This is a genomic window from Pantoea sp. QMID4, from assembly GCF_030270445.1.
GTDB classification, from domain to species: Bacteria; Pseudomonadota; Gammaproteobacteria; order Enterobacterales; family Enterobacteriaceae; genus Pantoea; species Pantoea vagans.
In genome coordinates this window covers 313765-328657 of sequence record NZ_BSXL01000002.1, presented here as the reverse complement: position 1 = coordinate 328657, position 14893 = coordinate 313765, and the positions used below count along the sequence as shown (strand labels likewise).

General features: G+C 55.2%; 15 protein-coding genes and 3 tRNA genes. 9 read left to right on the top strand and 9 right to left on the bottom strand.

Annotated features, from left to right (window positions below):
* Positions 1-186: 186 nt before the first annotated feature.
* Genes yjjG through QSK07_RS06370 form a run of 3 tightly spaced genes read right to left on the bottom strand, consistent with a single transcriptional unit; the run spans position 187 to position 1708 of the window.
* The gene (yjjG, locus tag QSK07_RS06380; RefSeq protein WP_285721143.1) at positions 187-867 is read right to left on the bottom strand and encodes a pyrimidine 5'-nucleotidase; all 681 of its coding nucleotides are present in this window, start codon (positions 865-867) and stop codon (positions 187-189) included.
* A gap of 18 nt (positions 868-885) precedes the next feature.
* Positions 886-1326 (bottom strand): ribosomal protein S18-alanine N-acetyltransferase, encoded by a 441-nt coding sequence (gene rimI / locus QSK07_RS06375; RefSeq protein ID WP_285721142.1) that lies wholly within the window; start codon positions 1324-1326, stop codon positions 886-888.
* A complete protein-coding gene (locus QSK07_RS06370; protein WP_022625367.1) occupies positions 1298-1708 on the bottom strand; it encodes a DNA polymerase III subunit psi in 411 nt (136 codons plus the stop codon). The genes rimI and QSK07_RS06370 overlap by 29 nt, the downstream gene beginning before the upstream one ends.
* Before the next feature lie 106 nt (positions 1709-1814).
* On the opposite strand from QSK07_RS06370, the gene rsmC reads away from it, so the two are divergent.
* The 4 genes from rsmC to QSK07_RS06350 all read left to right on the top strand — a co-directional run bounded on the left by rsmC (position 1815) and on the right by QSK07_RS06350 (position 3316).
* Positions 1815-2846, top strand: coding sequence for a 16S rRNA (guanine(1207)-N(2))-methyltransferase RsmC (rsmC, locus tag QSK07_RS06365; RefSeq protein ID WP_285721141.1), 1032 nt, complete (start codon positions 1815-1817; stop codon positions 2844-2846).
* A gap of 151 nt (positions 2847-2997) precedes the next feature.
* Positions 2998-3084, top strand: a tRNA-Leu gene (locus QSK07_RS06360).
* A gap of 30 nt (positions 3085-3114) precedes the next feature.
* Positions 3115-3201 (top strand) — tRNA-Leu (locus QSK07_RS06355).
* A 28-nt stretch (positions 3202-3229) separates the two neighbouring features.
* Positions 3230-3316: transfer RNA gene (locus QSK07_RS06350), tRNA-Leu, on the top strand.
* A 146-nt stretch (positions 3317-3462) separates the two neighbouring features.
* Here QSK07_RS06350 and QSK07_RS06345 read toward each other — a convergent pair.
* The gene (locus tag QSK07_RS06345) at positions 3463-3747 is read right to left on the bottom strand and encodes a DUF1435 domain-containing protein (RefSeq protein ID WP_033781777.1); all 285 of its coding nucleotides are present in this window, start codon (positions 3745-3747) and stop codon (positions 3463-3465) included.
* A gap of 232 nt (positions 3748-3979) precedes the next feature.
* Between QSK07_RS06345 and QSK07_RS06340 the strand changes: the two genes are divergently transcribed.
* The 3 genes from QSK07_RS06340 to QSK07_RS06330 all read left to right on the top strand — a co-directional run bounded on the left by QSK07_RS06340 (position 3980) and on the right by QSK07_RS06330 (position 6615).
* Complete coding sequence (locus tag QSK07_RS06340; protein ID WP_285721140.1) at positions 3980-5077, top strand: diguanylate cyclase; 1098 nt, start codon at positions 3980-3982, stop codon at positions 5075-5077.
* A 184-nt stretch (positions 5078-5261) separates the two neighbouring features.
* Complete coding sequence (gene fhuF, locus QSK07_RS06335; RefSeq protein ID WP_285721139.1) at positions 5262-6056, top strand: siderophore-iron reductase FhuF; 795 nt, start codon at positions 5262-5264, stop codon at positions 6054-6056.
* 94 nt (positions 6057-6150) lie between these two features.
* Positions 6151-6615 carry a YbaK/EbsC family protein gene (locus QSK07_RS06330; protein ID WP_098051571.1) on the top strand — a complete coding sequence of 155 codons (465 nt, stop codon included), beginning with the start codon at positions 6151-6153 and terminating at the stop codon, positions 6613-6615.
* A 165-nt stretch (positions 6616-6780) separates the two neighbouring features.
* Here the strand turns inward: QSK07_RS06330 and QSK07_RS06325 are convergent, their stop codons facing one another.
* The 3 genes from QSK07_RS06325 to QSK07_RS06315 all read right to left on the bottom strand — a co-directional run bounded on the left by QSK07_RS06325 (position 6781) and on the right by QSK07_RS06315 (position 10299).
* Entirely contained in the window at positions 6781-7767 is a 987-nt protein-coding gene (locus QSK07_RS06325) for a nucleoside hydrolase (protein ID WP_285721138.1), read from the bottom strand.
* Positions 7768-7777: 10 nt separating this feature from the next.
* Positions 7778-8800 (bottom strand): LacI family DNA-binding transcriptional regulator, encoded by a 1023-nt coding sequence (locus tag QSK07_RS06320; RefSeq protein WP_098053087.1) that lies wholly within the window; start codon positions 8798-8800, stop codon positions 7778-7780.
* Between the two features lie 110 nt (positions 8801-8910).
* A complete protein-coding gene (locus QSK07_RS06315; RefSeq protein WP_222924608.1) occupies positions 8911-10299 on the bottom strand; it encodes an MFS transporter in 1389 nt (462 codons plus the stop codon).
* Positions 10300-10879: 580 nt separating this feature from the next.
* Between QSK07_RS06315 and QSK07_RS06310 the strand changes: the two genes are divergently transcribed.
* Positions 10880-11434 carry a histidine phosphatase family protein gene (locus tag QSK07_RS06310; protein WP_098051574.1) on the top strand — a complete coding sequence of 185 codons (555 nt, stop codon included), beginning with the start codon at positions 10880-10882 and terminating at the stop codon, positions 11432-11434.
* On the opposite strand, the gene QSK07_RS06305 is transcribed toward QSK07_RS06310, so the two are convergent.
* The gene (locus QSK07_RS06305) at positions 11416-12381 is read right to left on the bottom strand and encodes a beta-propeller fold lactonase family protein (RefSeq protein ID WP_285721137.1); all 966 of its coding nucleotides are present in this window, start codon (positions 12379-12381) and stop codon (positions 11416-11418) included. The genes QSK07_RS06310 and QSK07_RS06305 overlap by 19 nt on opposite strands.
* A 505-nt stretch (positions 12382-12886) precedes the next feature.
* Between QSK07_RS06305 and QSK07_RS06300 the strand changes: the two genes are divergently transcribed.
* On the top strand, positions 12887-13900 hold the full coding sequence (locus QSK07_RS06300) for a glycosyltransferase family 32 protein (protein WP_285721136.1): 1014 nt from the start codon (positions 12887-12889) through the stop codon (positions 13898-13900).
* Here the strand turns inward: QSK07_RS06300 and QSK07_RS06295 are convergent.
* Complete coding sequence (locus tag QSK07_RS06295; RefSeq protein WP_285721135.1) at positions 13877-14794, bottom strand: LysR family transcriptional regulator; 918 nt, start codon at positions 14792-14794, stop codon at positions 13877-13879. The genes QSK07_RS06300 and QSK07_RS06295 overlap by 24 nt on opposite strands.
* Positions 14795-14893 lie beyond the last annotated feature (99 nt).

Genomic DNA, 14893 nt, shown 5'->3' with positions numbered 1-14893 from the left:
ACTCAGTTCAGGTATGCGGTGAGACCGAGCCTGCGAAGGGAACACGGTCAGATCGGAAAGTCGCTTAAGCCATCCATGGCCGCTCGGCCCGCGCCGTCCCTGCCGCGGGACGCTTTCCTGCTCTGCCCGTGTTCCCTGCGCGTTAAGTTTATTTATTGCTGTCAGATTTATTCGGATTTGGGGTTGTCAGCCGATCAGCAGCGCTTCCAGCTCACTCAGCGATTTGACCTGCCAGGTTGGTTTGATATGTTCCGGCAGAGGCCGGGTGCCATGATCGAGCCAGCAGGTTTTCACGCCAGCATTCATGCCGCCCAGAATGTCTGATTCTGGCGTATCCCCCACCATCAGCACCCGCTGACGATCCGGATTGCCCATCCGTTGCAGCGCATAATCAAAGATCTCTGCCGCCGGTTTTGGTACGCCGACCTGCTCAGAGATCACCAGCGCCGAGAAGTAATCACGGAAACCGGTGCGCTCAAGACGCGTCTGCTGCAGCGCGGTAAAGCCGTTGGTGATAATGCCCATGTTTACCCGGCCATGCAGCTGATTCATCAGACTGACCGCACCCGGCAGCGGCGTGCAGATCTCCCCCATTGCGGTGAGAAAGCCGCTGTTAAGGATCTCTGGCGCAACGCTGAGCTTCTCACTCCAGTGGTTAAAACGCTGAGTCTGCAGCTGTAACGCTGAGATGGTGCCGTTCTGATAATCCACCCACAGCGGCTTGTTGATCGCCTGATAATCGCTGTAATCCTGGTCAGTGAACTGCACGTCATATCCGGCGAACAGGCGCTGTAAACCGGCATAGGCGTCGAAATGAAAAAGCGTATCGTCCGCATCAAACAGGATGCAATCCCAGTTATCTGACATTAAAGCTCCTTAACACCACTAGGGCGTCAGGGCCATGAGGATGGCATCTTCACGGCCGCTGGCGGTGGGATAATAATTGGGGCGACGACTGACCTGATTGAATCCAAGCTGCTCATAGAGCGCGATGGCGGGCAGGTTCGAGGCCCGCACTTCCAGCCACAGCGTCAGCACGTCGCGTTTAATCAGTTCATCGATCAGATGCTGCAACAGCTGGCGGCCCAATCCCCGGCGCTGAAAGGCGGGATCGACCGCGATGTTAAACAGCGAGGCTTCATCCAGCACCACCTGGGTAATGGCAAAAGCGGCCATTTTGCCGTCGACATCGAGACATAAATTGATAAAGCGCTCGCCCTGATTGCTGGCAAACGTCTTTTCACTCCAGGGAAACGCGTGACTACGACACTCAATGGCGTAGGCCTGCGCCAGATCGTCAGGGGTGAGTAAAGAGATGGCTGTCATGGTTACACATCTGTTGCCAGAGCGCGCGTTTGGCGACGCCGCTACTGATCAGTTCATTGAAAGAGGCGCTGGTTAAAGCCACGCCATTAAAAGTCTGTTCGCTCTCTACGCCGAGCAGCCAGCCCGCGCAGTTCAGCGTCTCCGGCAGCATTTGCAGCTGATCCGGCGTCACGGTCATCACCTGAGCGGGTTGCAGATTGAGAGCATGCAGCACGTCGCGCATCAGCGGTTCATGCAGACCGGGTGGCGCGTCAGCGACAATAATTAACTGCGTGTCCGGTGCCAGCGTGACGGCAATTTCGCCCTGAAGCACGCGCGGGCGGCGCAGCTGGTACTGTGTAATTCCCATTTGCTGTAAAAGCCAGTCGCGCCTGGACGTCATGGTGTTACCTGTTCTGCTGCCTGAATGCGACGCTATGCTAGCAAACCCATCGAACATGCGCCAACAAACCACTATAATCCCCGCTCAGATCTTACAGGAGCCCGACATGTCTGCTTTAACCCCGGCCAGCGAAGTCATTCTGCGCCACAGTGATGAATTTACCGCCCGCCATGTTTTATTTGCTGGCGATCTGCAGGATGACCTGCCCGCTCAGCTGGAAACCGCCTCGTCGCGCGTTCACACCCAGCAATATCATCACTGGCAAAACCTGAGCCGCCGTATGGGCGAGCTGGCGCGTTACGGCATGGTTGCGCAGGCGGAAGATGTGCAGGGCTGCGATACGCTGGTCTACTTCTGGACCAAGAACAAGCCGGAAGTGCAGTTCCAGCTGCAGAACCTGCTCTCTCTGCTGCCGGTCGGCTGTGACGTGTTCGTGGTCGGTGAAAACCGCAGCGGCGTGCGCAGTGCAGAAGGTATGGTGGAATCGTGGGTGAAACTGGAGAAAATCGACAGCGCGCGTCGCTGTGGCCTCTACCACGGTCGTCTGGACAAACAGCCTGAGTTTGATGCCAGCAGCTTTGGTCATCAGTATCAGCTGGAGGGGCTGACGATCCATACCCTGCCTGGCGTCTTCAGCCGTGACGGCCTGGACAGCGGCAGTGCCCTGCTGCTCTCGACCTTTACCCCGCACACCAAAGGTAAAGTGCTGGATATGGGCTGTGGCGCAGGCGTGATTGCTGCCTCTCTGCCGGCCCGTTCGCCTAAAGTGCGTCTGTGGCTGTGTGACGTGCACGCGGCTGCCATTGAAGCGAGTAAATTGACGCTGGCCGCCAATGGCATCGAGGGCGAAGTCTTCGCCAGCAACGTCTTCTCTGACGTGACGGGTCGTTTCGACATGATTATCTCGAACCCGCCGTTCCATGAAGGTACCCAGACCAGCCTCGACGCCGCCCAGGCGTTGATCCGTGGCGCAGTGAAACACCTGAACACCGGCGGCGAGTTGCGTATTGTGGCGAACACCTTCCTGCCCTATCCACAGGCGCTGGATGAAGCCTTCGGCAGTCACGAAGTCATCGCACAGACCGGTCGTTTTAAAGTTTATCGTGCTGTTTACGGTCGCGGAGCTAAAACGCGCTAAGCGCTTTTCCCGGCGTTAATGGCGTTGCCGGGCTGAAAATGTTGCTTTTTACAGCGATCGTTTCAGCCCGACGAAATAGTTGTTGACGCAAAGAGTAAAATCTCTAGAATGCGCCTCCGTGGTTGTAACATTCTCAGGGTGTTACGGGTATGCGAAGGTGGCGGAATTGGTAGACGCGCTAGCTTCAGGTGTTAGTGTCCTAACGGACGTGAGGGTTCAAGTCCCTCTCTTCGCACCAAAATCACATGTTTCATATCGCGAGCACTGCGCGAAGGTGGCGGAATTGGTAGACGCGCTAGCTTCAGGTGTTAGTGTCTTAACGGACGTGAGGGTTCAAGTCCCTCTCTTCGCACCATTGCGGTGATATGAACAGACAACCCGATGCGAAGGTGGCGGAATTGGTAGACGCGCTAGCTTCAGGTGTTAGTGTCTTAACGGACGTGAGGGTTCAAGTCCCTCTCTTCGCACCAACGTTGTCATCCTCTGTTTTCCCCGCAATGCCCTTCTGCTTCCCTTGCAGTATCGTTTTATCCCCTGCTCAATTTAGTTTTTCAGCTCGGTTTCGCTCATCTGGTCGCTTCACGCTGTAAGACGATTTTCAGCCGCTCCGCCTTGATTAACTCAGATGAAAATTTACAGAGATAGCCGCCAGGCCACCCGCTAATGCCAGGCAGGATGGCAACAGCAGATAGTGACGCAGACGCTGATTAAACAGCATCACGACAGTCAGCAGCAGCGCTACGGTCATTACCATCCGCCACTGACTGAAGCTCGGCTCCCATAAGGCGAACAGCGGCAGTGCAATGCAGGGCAGCAATACGCCCCACGCGCTATCCAGTTTTTTACCCAATGCCCAGCTGACTCCCCACAGGCCGCAGGCCGCAATAATCGCTATCCCCATGACGCAGACCTCAAATGATAAGCATTCCCATTATCATATGACAGTTTTAACGGCCTTGCAGCCTGTTTTTGTCACGTCCGCCAACGAAGATGACAGACCAGTTGGAAAATGCTAGATTGCGGCCGATAACACTTTTAATAACAGCAATAGCAACAATTTGCTCACTCTCTGGCAAAATCTTTTTTTTGCCGGCTTGCGCTTTGGTATTTCAGGGCCGTCACGAGTATTTATAATGAAATTACAATCATATGAAGAACTGAAACAGAGTAAATACCGGCTTTCAGTAATGCTTTTTCTCTTTTTAAATATCGCCGTTTCGCTATTTTATCTGCTGCCCGTAATGAGCAACGAGACCAATGACGCGACCCTGCCGGTAATTTGTGTCACTGCGTTTAGCGGCATCATGTTAATTACCTATTTAATATGGCCCAGACTAAAACTTCCCCTGTTAAATCCTGTGGCACTTCTGCTGGGCATGCTCTGGGCCTGGCACATTAATTATCGCTTTCATCAGGTGTTCTATTTTGATGGTGGCTTTCTTATTATCAGTTTGATCAGTGTGTTATTTATCAGTGCCATCGCCCTGAGCGATTATCTGGTTGCATTTTGTCTGCACGTCGCGCCGCCGGTATTTACCGTATTACTGCTCGACAATGGACAGCATCTGCCGCTGATCCTGCTGACCATCATCCTGCCTCTGATCGGTTTCTCCCTGCAGCATCTGATGCGCCGCCGTGCCGACAACTTTACCCTGCGCCTGATGCATCAGCTCTATGAAGAGAAAGAGACATTCAGTGACCTCAGCATGCTCGATCCGCTGACCGGACTCTATAACCGCCGCGGCCTGAAGAACCGGCTCGATAATATTCTGGAAAACCACGCTGGCAGCCACTATGTGCTGCTGCTGGATATCGACCACTTCAAGGCCTACAACGATAACTATGGGCATGCGATGGGCGATCAGGCGCTGGCGCGGGTCTCTGTCGCGATTCGTGATGCGGTGCGTTCGCGCGATGTCGTCACCCGCTACGGCGGCGAAGAGTTTCTGGTGCTGATGACTAATGTGAACAGTTCCATTGCAATGAAGCTGGCAGAGCGAATCCGCCAGTATGTGCTGGATTTAGAAATCCCTCACCTTTTCAATGAGACCGTTTCAACCCACGTTACCATCAGTGCGGGTATCGCGCCCATTTATGATAATGCGTTCGATCTGGCGGTCGCCAATGCGGACAGCGCGTTATATGTGGCTAAAAATCAGGGTCGCAATACCATTCTCGCCTGGGAAGATTTGCCCCGACAGCAGCCTCAGACTTCCAGCGAACATGCCTGAGTAAGCATAACGCGGTCGTTACCGACCGGAACAGTGCTGAATGATGTACTGCTCTGCCTGGCCTGATGATCGCTCTCAATCCCCGCCGTTTTTCCGCCAGCAGCGACGATTTTTTACGCGACTTGTAGAGTTAATCAATAACGATTATCATTTGCTTTCTTATCTACACTTTCTGCGAGTCGTCATGGCAACTGCTTCAGCTCAGGAACAGCGTTTTAACGCTCAGTCGATGATCTTCCGGCAGAATGACCGCCCGCTGGCAGAAAGTCTGCATGAGCGGCTGCAGCAACAGCGCAGCTATCTGCTTGAATCAACCAGGTTCAGCCAGTCTGCTCCGCGCGATACACTGACGCTTACCGCCTGGTCGGAATCAGAGGCCTTTGCCCCGCTCATCCAGCGCTATAGCGACTATCTCTATCGCGATCATCCTGATGCCATTCGTGAAGCTAAACCGGTGCTGTCACTCTGGGCACAGTGGTATTTTGGACTGCTGCTGCCTCCGCTCATCATGGCGTTGTTGCAGGAGTCACGTGCGCTGGACTGCTCGCCCGAGCATATTCGCGTCGGGTTTCATGAGAATGGCCATCCGGCCACGTTCTGGATCGATGTGCAGGAAGATGAAGAAGCGCGCTATCTTAATTCCCTGCAGCGCATCGACCGGCTGATTCAGCAGCATCTGATCCCGGTGGTGAAGGGTATTACACAGCATGGTGATATCAATGCCCGACTCATCTGGAACAACATGGGCTACTCATTCCAGTGGTTCCTGGGTGAGCTGAAAAGCCAGATTGATGAGGCGCTGATCCTGCAACTGGAGCAGGCGCTGTTCTTCAACCAGCGGCTGCTGGATGGCAGCGAAAACCCACTTTACCGCACCATGATCCCGCGTAACGGCGAACTTGTCCGTCGCAGCTGCTGCCAGCGTTATCGCATTCCTGATGTCGAACAATGCGGCAACTGCACCCTGAGCGGCAGCTGAACAGACTTAATTACAGCGAAATCTCCGTTTATCTCGTTTACAGGCACCGAGGCTTGTGGCAATTTTTACGCCTTCGTTCAGCCTGGAGAGAAAGATGAGTCTGGAGTCCGTGCGCCAGTTCTTTGCCGAACACGCCCCTGAAATTGAAATTATTGAACTGGCAGAAAGCACTGCAACGGTCGGGATGGCTGCACGCGCCCATGGCGTGACGCCAGGAGAGATTGCCAAGACCCTGTCACTGAAAGTGAAAAACGACGTGGTGCTGATTGTCACACGCGGCGATGCCCGGCTGGATAATCGCAAGCTGAAAGCGGCTCTGGGCGCGAAAGCGCGAATGCTGAGCGTCGACGAGGTGATTAACTGGACCGGCCACCCGGTGGGCGGCGTCTGTCCGTTCGGTCTGGAGAATCCGCTGACCGTTTACTGTGATGTTTCACTGCGCAGCTTTGATGAAGTCCTGCCCGCCGCTGGCGCTATCCACAGCGCCGTCCGTATCTCGCCACAGCAGATGGCTGAACTGACTAACGCCCGCTGGATCGACGTGTGCGAAGCGATTTAATGCTTTGCATCGGCTCACAAACCCAGCGCTTCTGCCTGCGCCCGAATGCTGCTGACAACCTGACAGATTTTATCAGCCGGTGATAATCACCGTCCCATCATGGCAGCCGATCACGATGACAGCCGATCACGCGCAGTAAGCGGGCACAGTTAATCGCCCATGACTTCAGGATGTCAGGCGCTTAAATGCCTGTTCGATGATCGACAACAGCAGCGTGTTATCGACGCTATGCAGCACATGCACCGATGCGCCGCAGTGATCAGGCACACCGACAGTGAGCCGAAGCGGCTGACGATAACGCCAGCTTTTGCCGCGCGTCGCGCCGGGACGCAGTTCGATATCAACCCGGTAATCGATGCCCGAGGCGACTCGCTGATTCAGCAACCAGGCGACCACCAGTGCATCGTGGATCCAGCATCCTGCCAGCTGACGGGTTTCCATTGAATAGTCGATCCACGGGCGCAGCGTGTCGCGTACAAACCCGGTCAGCGGATGATCGGCCGCGGTGAGACGTGTCAAATCCTGCTGGTTCAGCAGCGTCTGCGTGGTGACATCCATCGGCACCAGTGTTACCGCAGCACCGCTGTGCAACACCTGATGCGCTGCCTCGGGATCCAGACCAAAATTGGTGTCTTTGATGTAGTCATCCAGCGAGAAGACGCCGCCCATAATCACAATTTCCGCCACCGATTCTGCCATGGCGGGGTAGCGCTGCATCGCCAGCGCCACATTTGTCAGCGGGCCAATTGCCACCAGCGTAATCTCGCCCGGATTGTCGCAAATCAGTTTACCGATAGCGTCAGCCGCATCAAGCGCATCCGCCGCAACATCGGCTGGCTGACGCACATTCTGCCAGAGTTTTCCCAGCGCAAGCTGATTGACCTGGTTATCCAGCGTCTCGCGCCATGGCGCAGGATCCTCCTGTAACGCCTGCGTCGCGCCCTGTACGACCGGGATAGATAATCCCAGCCGGACGATCAAATCTTTGGCAACGCGTGCGCCCACGTCACAGGGCGTGTTACCCGCTACGGTGGTGATCAATTCCAGCGACAGGGCTGGTGAAGCTAAGGCCAGCGCAATCGCCAGCCCATCATCGGTGTTGGCACCCGCGATACCATTGCCGGGATCGCAATCAATAATGATTCTTTTCATATTTTATAAATTAACTCTGACTTTGCGGCTGACAGCCGCAGGATTCACCAATTTCAAGGTAATGTGGAAACTCCTTTAATTGCGCTTCGCTCTGCCCCTCTTTCAGCATCTGAATCGCAGAACGTGCCATCTCACGCAGTGGCTGGCGCACGGTCGTTAATGTCGGGACATGAAACGACGAGTGATTGGTCCCGTTAAAGCAGACCAGTGCCACATCCTGCGGCACGCGAATGCGATGTTCGGAAAAGGCGCGAAGCGCGCCAATCGCCTGACCTTCATTGCTGGTAAACAACGCACGAGGCACACAGCCGCGGGCGATCATGGTTTGTGCCGCCCCGTAACCACCCTGTGGGGTGTAGCTGGCGGGGAACATCAGCGACTCATCAATCGGCAGGCCACGATCGTGCATGGCATCGCGCCAGCCCTGAATACGATCCTGTGCGTTGAGCATATCGATCGGGCCGCTGATGATCCCTACCTGCTGATAACCGTGACTCAACAGATGTGCCGTCACCTGCCACGCGGCCTGACGCTCATTGACCCGCAGCATGTTCACGCCCGGCTGAGGCTCAACCCGCTCCAGCATCACCAGTGGCGTTCCGCTGGCTTTAATCAGGTCGATGTAAGGATGGCGATCGACGCTGTTGTAAAACAGACCATCAACCTGCCGGTTGAGCAGCCCCTGAATTAACTCCAGTTCGCGTTTGCGATCGTCACCTGCATCACCCAGCAGCATGACGTGACCGTGGTTCATCGACTCCTGCAACAACACGTGCGCCATTGACGCCACAAAGGGATTGCCGATGTTGGGCACCACCAGTCCAAACGTTTTGGTGTTACCGGATGCCAGGGCACGTGCTGCCGCGTTTGGCCGGTAACCGGTAGCTTTAATCGCCTCCAGTACCCGCTGACGGGTCGCCTCAGCGACCGGACGAGGTCCGTTGTTAATGACATAACTGACGACTGCCACTGAGGTGCCTGCCGCTTTCGCAACTTCACTGCGGGTCACTTTTCCCGTTAACGACTTAGGCACGTCACGTTCCTCCATAAAAAAAACAGGCCGCTTTACACGGCCTGCTGTTTATCGCTCTCTCCTGTCAGACGGCACCCTCAGGCAAATCCATACGGCATCTTCAGGCAAATCTAGATGGCATCTTCAGGCAGATTGAGATTCCGCCCTCGCGTCTCAGGAGCGACAAAAGTGGTAAAGAATCCAATGGCGGCCATTGCCGAGAAGTAGACCGCAATCGGCCACCAGTGACCGGTATAAGAGAGCATAGCAGCGGCAATAAGCGGTGCCGTGCCGCCGGATAAAATCGAGCCAAGCTCTTTCGCCACTGCCATTTTGGTGTAGCGATGATGAACGCCGAACATTTCCACGCCCCATGCAGCCTGCACACCAAAGATACCCAGTGACGCCAGCGCCATACCGACCACGATAACCGGGATAACCAGCATCGGTTCACGCGTGTCCAGCAGCGTAAAGGCGGGCCAGGCGTAGATCATCAGTAACAGGCAGAAGACGCGATACACCACCCGGCGACCAAAACGGTCAGAGAGCCAGCCCGCAAACGGAATAATCAGGAAGCCCAGCAGCGACGCGAGGAACACGGCAGTCGTCGGTACGGACTTATCCACCATCAGTACCTTCGCGACGTAACCGACGATAAAGCCCTGCGCCAGATAGGACGGGCCATTTTCCCCGATACGCAGGCCAACCATAGTCCAGAAGGCACGTGTACGCTGGAAGAAGGGTCGCTGATCCACTACCGGCGCCGCCAGCACGCCTGCACGTTCTGCTTCAATCTCCGCTTTTCTGCGCTCAAACACCGGCGTTTCACGCAGATGACGTCGAATCCACAGCGCAACCAGGGCAATCAAGGCACTGCTGAGGAAGGGAATACGCCAGCCCCACTCCAGCAGGCTCTGCTGGTCCATCTGCACCACCAGCAGCCAGACCAGCGAGGCCAGTAGCGTGCCGCTGTTGGAGCCCAGTGCGATCACGGAAGAGACCAGTCCGCGACGCTCTGTCGGCGCATATTCACCCAGCATCACCGTACCGCCCGATAACTCTGCGCCCGCGCCAAACCCCTGGGTAAAGCGCAGCAGGACCAGACAGGCCGGCGCCCAGACGCCAATCGCGGCATAGCTCGGTATTAAGCCGATAAAGGTGGTGGACGCCCCCATCAGAATAATGGTGGAGATCATCACCACCTTGCGGCCTTTGCGGTCGCCGAGCCAGCCGAAAAAAAGCGCGCCGATAGGCCGGGCAATAAACCCGACTGACCAGGTAGCAAAGCTGGAGAGCAGTGCCATCGCGGGAGTCGATTCCGGAAAGAAGACGTCGCCAAAGATGATACCGGCAGCCAGGCCATAGAGCGCAAAATCCGCGTACTCCATTGCCGTTCCGAGCCAGCATGAGAAAGTGGCGCGCCAGAAATCTTTGCGGCCTGAAGACGTGTTAAACCGCTCGTCGGCGGCTGAGGTGGAAGACAGTGATGCCTGCTGCTTAACGGAATTGTGTGCCGTCATAACCCTATCCCTGAATGAGTATGCAGATTGATAAACGCCCGTCCATGGGTCGATTCCCTGATGAAAGCGGAATTCCCCCGGTGGCGACGTTCAGTTGACTAACCATGATGAAAGGTTAAAGGATTCCCTGGTGTTGGAATCTTATTCTTCGCCCCGTTTCGCCGATGTATTTTTCACCGGTCGCTTAAACTGAGCGAATGTAACTTAACAATCAATGGGGCCTACTGTGCACCGCACCGTGAGCAATCACTGGGAACCTAGTGTATCTACGCGCGTAGATAAATCAAGAGATCCCGACACAAATTGTTAGTAAAGCTTCACTATCACATTGCGTCATCACACATTTTCAGCGCAAATTCAGCCAGTTAACTCCACTCTATCGCACAATAAAAAATCACTCTGCACGTTAAGTTAACATTTTCTCTAATCATTAAGCGTTATAAGCGGGGCTAAAATCCTTTCATCGGGTTTTGTTATCGCACACCTGGATTACCTGCAGATGACACGTCGTCTTCATTTTGAAAAATCGCTGTAAGCGCAGACAATGCGTTACCCTGAAAAAAAGCCTGACAGAGGTGTTATGACCATTATTCTGATGCGACACGGTAAACCTGACCACCAGGCAGCGGGTCGCCAGAGCGTGCAGGCACTGGCAGACTGGTGCGAAGCTTACGATCAGTCCGGAGTCAGTGACGGGCCGCCACCGCGCAGTATTGAAATTGCCCGTCAGGCCGCAATTATTGTCTGCAGTCCCCTGCCCCGTGCGCAATCTTCTCTGAGCCAGCTTGGCCTGCAGCCTCATGAGATTGATGCGCTCTACAGCGAAGTCGCCGTACCGCTGCTGAGAACGGGGGCCTTTCAGCTGCCGACGAACTGCTGGCTGGCCTTACTGCGGCTGTTGTGGTTCTGCGGTTATGCGGGTGAAGCGGAGTCGCTGCAACATGCGCGCAGCCGGGCTTCGGCGGCGGCAGAGAAGCTGATCGCGCACTCACAGCGTGGCACGGTGCTGCTGCTGGGCCACGGCATCATGAACAAGATGATTGCGCGCGAATTACGTAAACGCGGCTGGCAGGCGGAGAAACATGCCAGCAGCCGCCACTGGAGTTCCGCGATCTATCATCGTCCGTTTATCTGACCCATCGGAAAATAGCCCAGCACCTCACAGCCCGTTCCGACACGCGGCGTGGCAATCACGTTACGCTGCGCCAGATCGATCACGCTCAGCGTGCCATCATCCTGATTCGCAATCAGCAGCTGTTGCCTGTCTGGCGTGAAGCAGCCATCCATCGGCATGTTGCCCACGCTGATATCGCCCAGCGGATTCAGCAGGTCGTCAAACAGCGTTACCCGCGGTTCCTGATCGCCAATCGCCACCAGCTGTTCGCCATCGGCGCTGAAGCGAACCACCTGGCAGGGCTGCTGATGACCCGGCAGCGTAATGCGCTGGCGAATACGGTGGCTCTGCCGATCAATCACATAGAGCAAGGGCGCATCTGCTGCGCTGGCGACCAGATAAGGATGTTTTGGTGAGGCGGCGATACCCGCAATCGGGCCGGGCAGCAGAATCGTATCAATCACCCGTCCCTCTGCTTCACAGAGATCCACGACGGTGATGGTCGCATCCTCTTCGTTATCGGTGAACAGTTTGCGGCCGCTGGGTGAGAGCGTCAGGCGATGCGCGTTGTGAGAAGGAATCGGGATGATCTTTTCCACTTTGTCGGTCTGCGGATCGATCACGGCTACAGCGGCGCTCTGCTCACAGCAGAGATAGACTTTGCCATCGCGGCCCAGTTGCCCGCTGTGTGGTGCTCGCAACGGCGACAGATCGATAAAGCCGCTGATCTCGCGACGCTGCAAATCAATGATCGCCACTTTGTGACCCGGATGCGGGTTATTGCCATGAACGCCGTCACCATAGATGGACACATACGCTTTACCCCAGGGTGCCAGCATCAGGAGTTCATGCGGCCGCGGTGGAAAAGCGTTCAGCTCGCGCTCGACCGCGAAGGTTTCCGGGTTAAGAAACAGGACGCGATTGCCCTGTTTATCAACCGCCAGTAAACCATAGGCTTCACTCTGCATGCGCGCTCCTTTCTCAGTAAATTCTTCTTAAGCGTAGACAATCCTCTTCAGGCTGTCCGATTCCGTAAATTGTTGAGCCGGGCTTACGCCATACGTTAAGCGCAATATTCACTGTTTCTGAGGTCCGGACCCCGAGAGAACCCAAAGGCCTGGCATAATATTCAGACATTCCTTAGTTATGCATTCTGCCACAGTTAAATAACTGATTAACCGTGGCGATATTATTATTTTCATAAGGTGACCGGATTATTTCCGTATTATCCTAAAGTCAAAAAAAGACATAGCTAATGTGTAGATAATGTTTTATTAAAAAGGTGCAGTGCAATTAAAAAGCCGTGAGGAAACTATCGCGCGCTCCCGCACTGCGTCGCCACCAGGGAAAACTCTTCATTAATTCCCCGCACTCATCAGGATTGCACTCAGTATGCAATGCTGCCCGTTCACGCCTCAGGCGCAACGGGCAGAGCCTGCACTATCGCGGGAAAATAAAAATAACAGGTGTACCATGACTTCACATCGCCAACGTCCAGCGCATAAAATCTGGCGTAACTGGAAAAGAATATCATTCAGTAGCCAGATGTTATGGAATAAGAAACAGCAGAGCCTCTGTCAGGCACCGGAATATGATCCGGGACAGGAAGATAATGTCGTATTGATTGCTCAGAAGAAAGATCTGCCCGGGATCCCAAAGATTGTCTGGATGGTCTGGCATAACGATCAACTGCCGACGTCGATGGCGCTGAATATCAGTAAAATCCGCCGGGACAACCCCGATCACCAGGTTTATCTGGTCACGCAGCGCACCCTGTCGCAGTGGCTGCCCGAACTCAGCTTTATCTCTTCCGATCTGACGCTGGCACATAAAAGTGAAATTATCCGGCTTGAGCTGATTCACCGCTATGGCGGTATCGGTATCGACTGCAGCACCCTGCTGTTTGAAAATCTTGCCTGGGTGCATCGCATTCACAATGCGCGACCAATGGATCTCATCGGCTACTATCGCGAGCAATCAACGCTGAACCTGCTTGCGCCGGTCACCGAGAGCTGGTTTATTGCCGCGCCGCCGCAGAATGCCTTTATTCGCGAATGGCTGAAACAGCTGGCACCGGTTAAAAACGTCGGTATCCGCAACTATTTCCATGAGCTGAAAAAGCGTGATGATTTTCCGCTGATTGTGCAAAATACTGATAATCCTTCACGTCAGCTCCTGTCGCTGGCGCAGCAGGTGGCGATGCGCGAATACCGGCGGGCTAATCTTTATCTGCGTAAAGGTGAAGCCAGCGCCTGGTACTATCAGCGCCTGCATGCCGACAGCAGCACCGCCTTTGCGCAGTCTGTGATGTTTCAGCAGCGGCCAGAGACGCCGCCACCGATTATCAAATTAACCGGCAATGAGCGACTGCATCTCGACTTCAATCTGCGGCTGGGTTTATATAACCGCAGCAGCCTGATTGGCGAGATGATGCACACCCCATCACCCGCGCTGGCATTGCCATCAGCGGTCAAAGCGCGCGCGTAGCCACTGCGTCAAAGTAGTGACCGCGCGGGGCACCTGCGCCGCCCAGGGTCGGACGATCCACAGCCGGGCAGCAAAGGCTTCAACCGGCTGCCACTCAGGTAACACCTGCTGCAATAAGCCCGCAGCCAGTGCTTCACGGGCGCTGAAGTCGGGCAGCATCGCGATCCCCAGTCCCTGCAGGGCGGCATCGCGTATCGACTCACTGTTGTTGGTGGCAAAGCTGCCCTGAATCCGCACCTGCACCTCTTCGCCATCCGCTGCGGTAACAAACCGCCAGCGCGGTGATTCAACACCACGCGGATAGTAAAGGCAGTTATGCTGCATCAGATCCTGCGGCGTGTTCGGTATACCCTGCACGTTAAGATAGGCGGGTGAGGCCACCAGCACTGTCTGCGTATCACACAGCGGCAGCGCCACATGGGTTTCCGGCAGCGTGTCACTGTGCCGGATGGCCAGATCAAACCCCTCACTGCTCAGCGACACAATTCGGTCCGTCACATCCAGCTGCAGGCGTACCTGCGGATAGTCATGCAGAAACTCACCAATAATCGGCACCAGCTGCTGCCGGGCAAACGCCACCGGTGCGGTAATACGCACCAGACCACGCACTGGCCCGGCGGTATCACGCACGCTGAAAAAACTCTGTTCGATGCGGGCAAAAGGCTCGCGCAACTCCTCCACCAGCTTCTCACCCGCTGATGTCAGTCGCACGCTGCGCGTGGTGCGCTGTACCAGCAGTACACCCGCTATCTGTTCCAGCTCTTTGATTTTCTGACTCATCGCAGCTTTGCTGACGTCCAGCCGCTCCGCCGCGCGGGTAAAGCTGCCCTGCTCAGCCAGTATGGTCAGCCAGTGAAGATGATCCCACAGCGTATCCGTTTTCATCTCTTTCATTTCGATTGTTCATTATAGTGAATAATCATTTCAGGCTACGCGCTTTTTCCCGCCGGATAAAGGGGTCACCATAGTCTCATTAATCACGATGAGGAATTT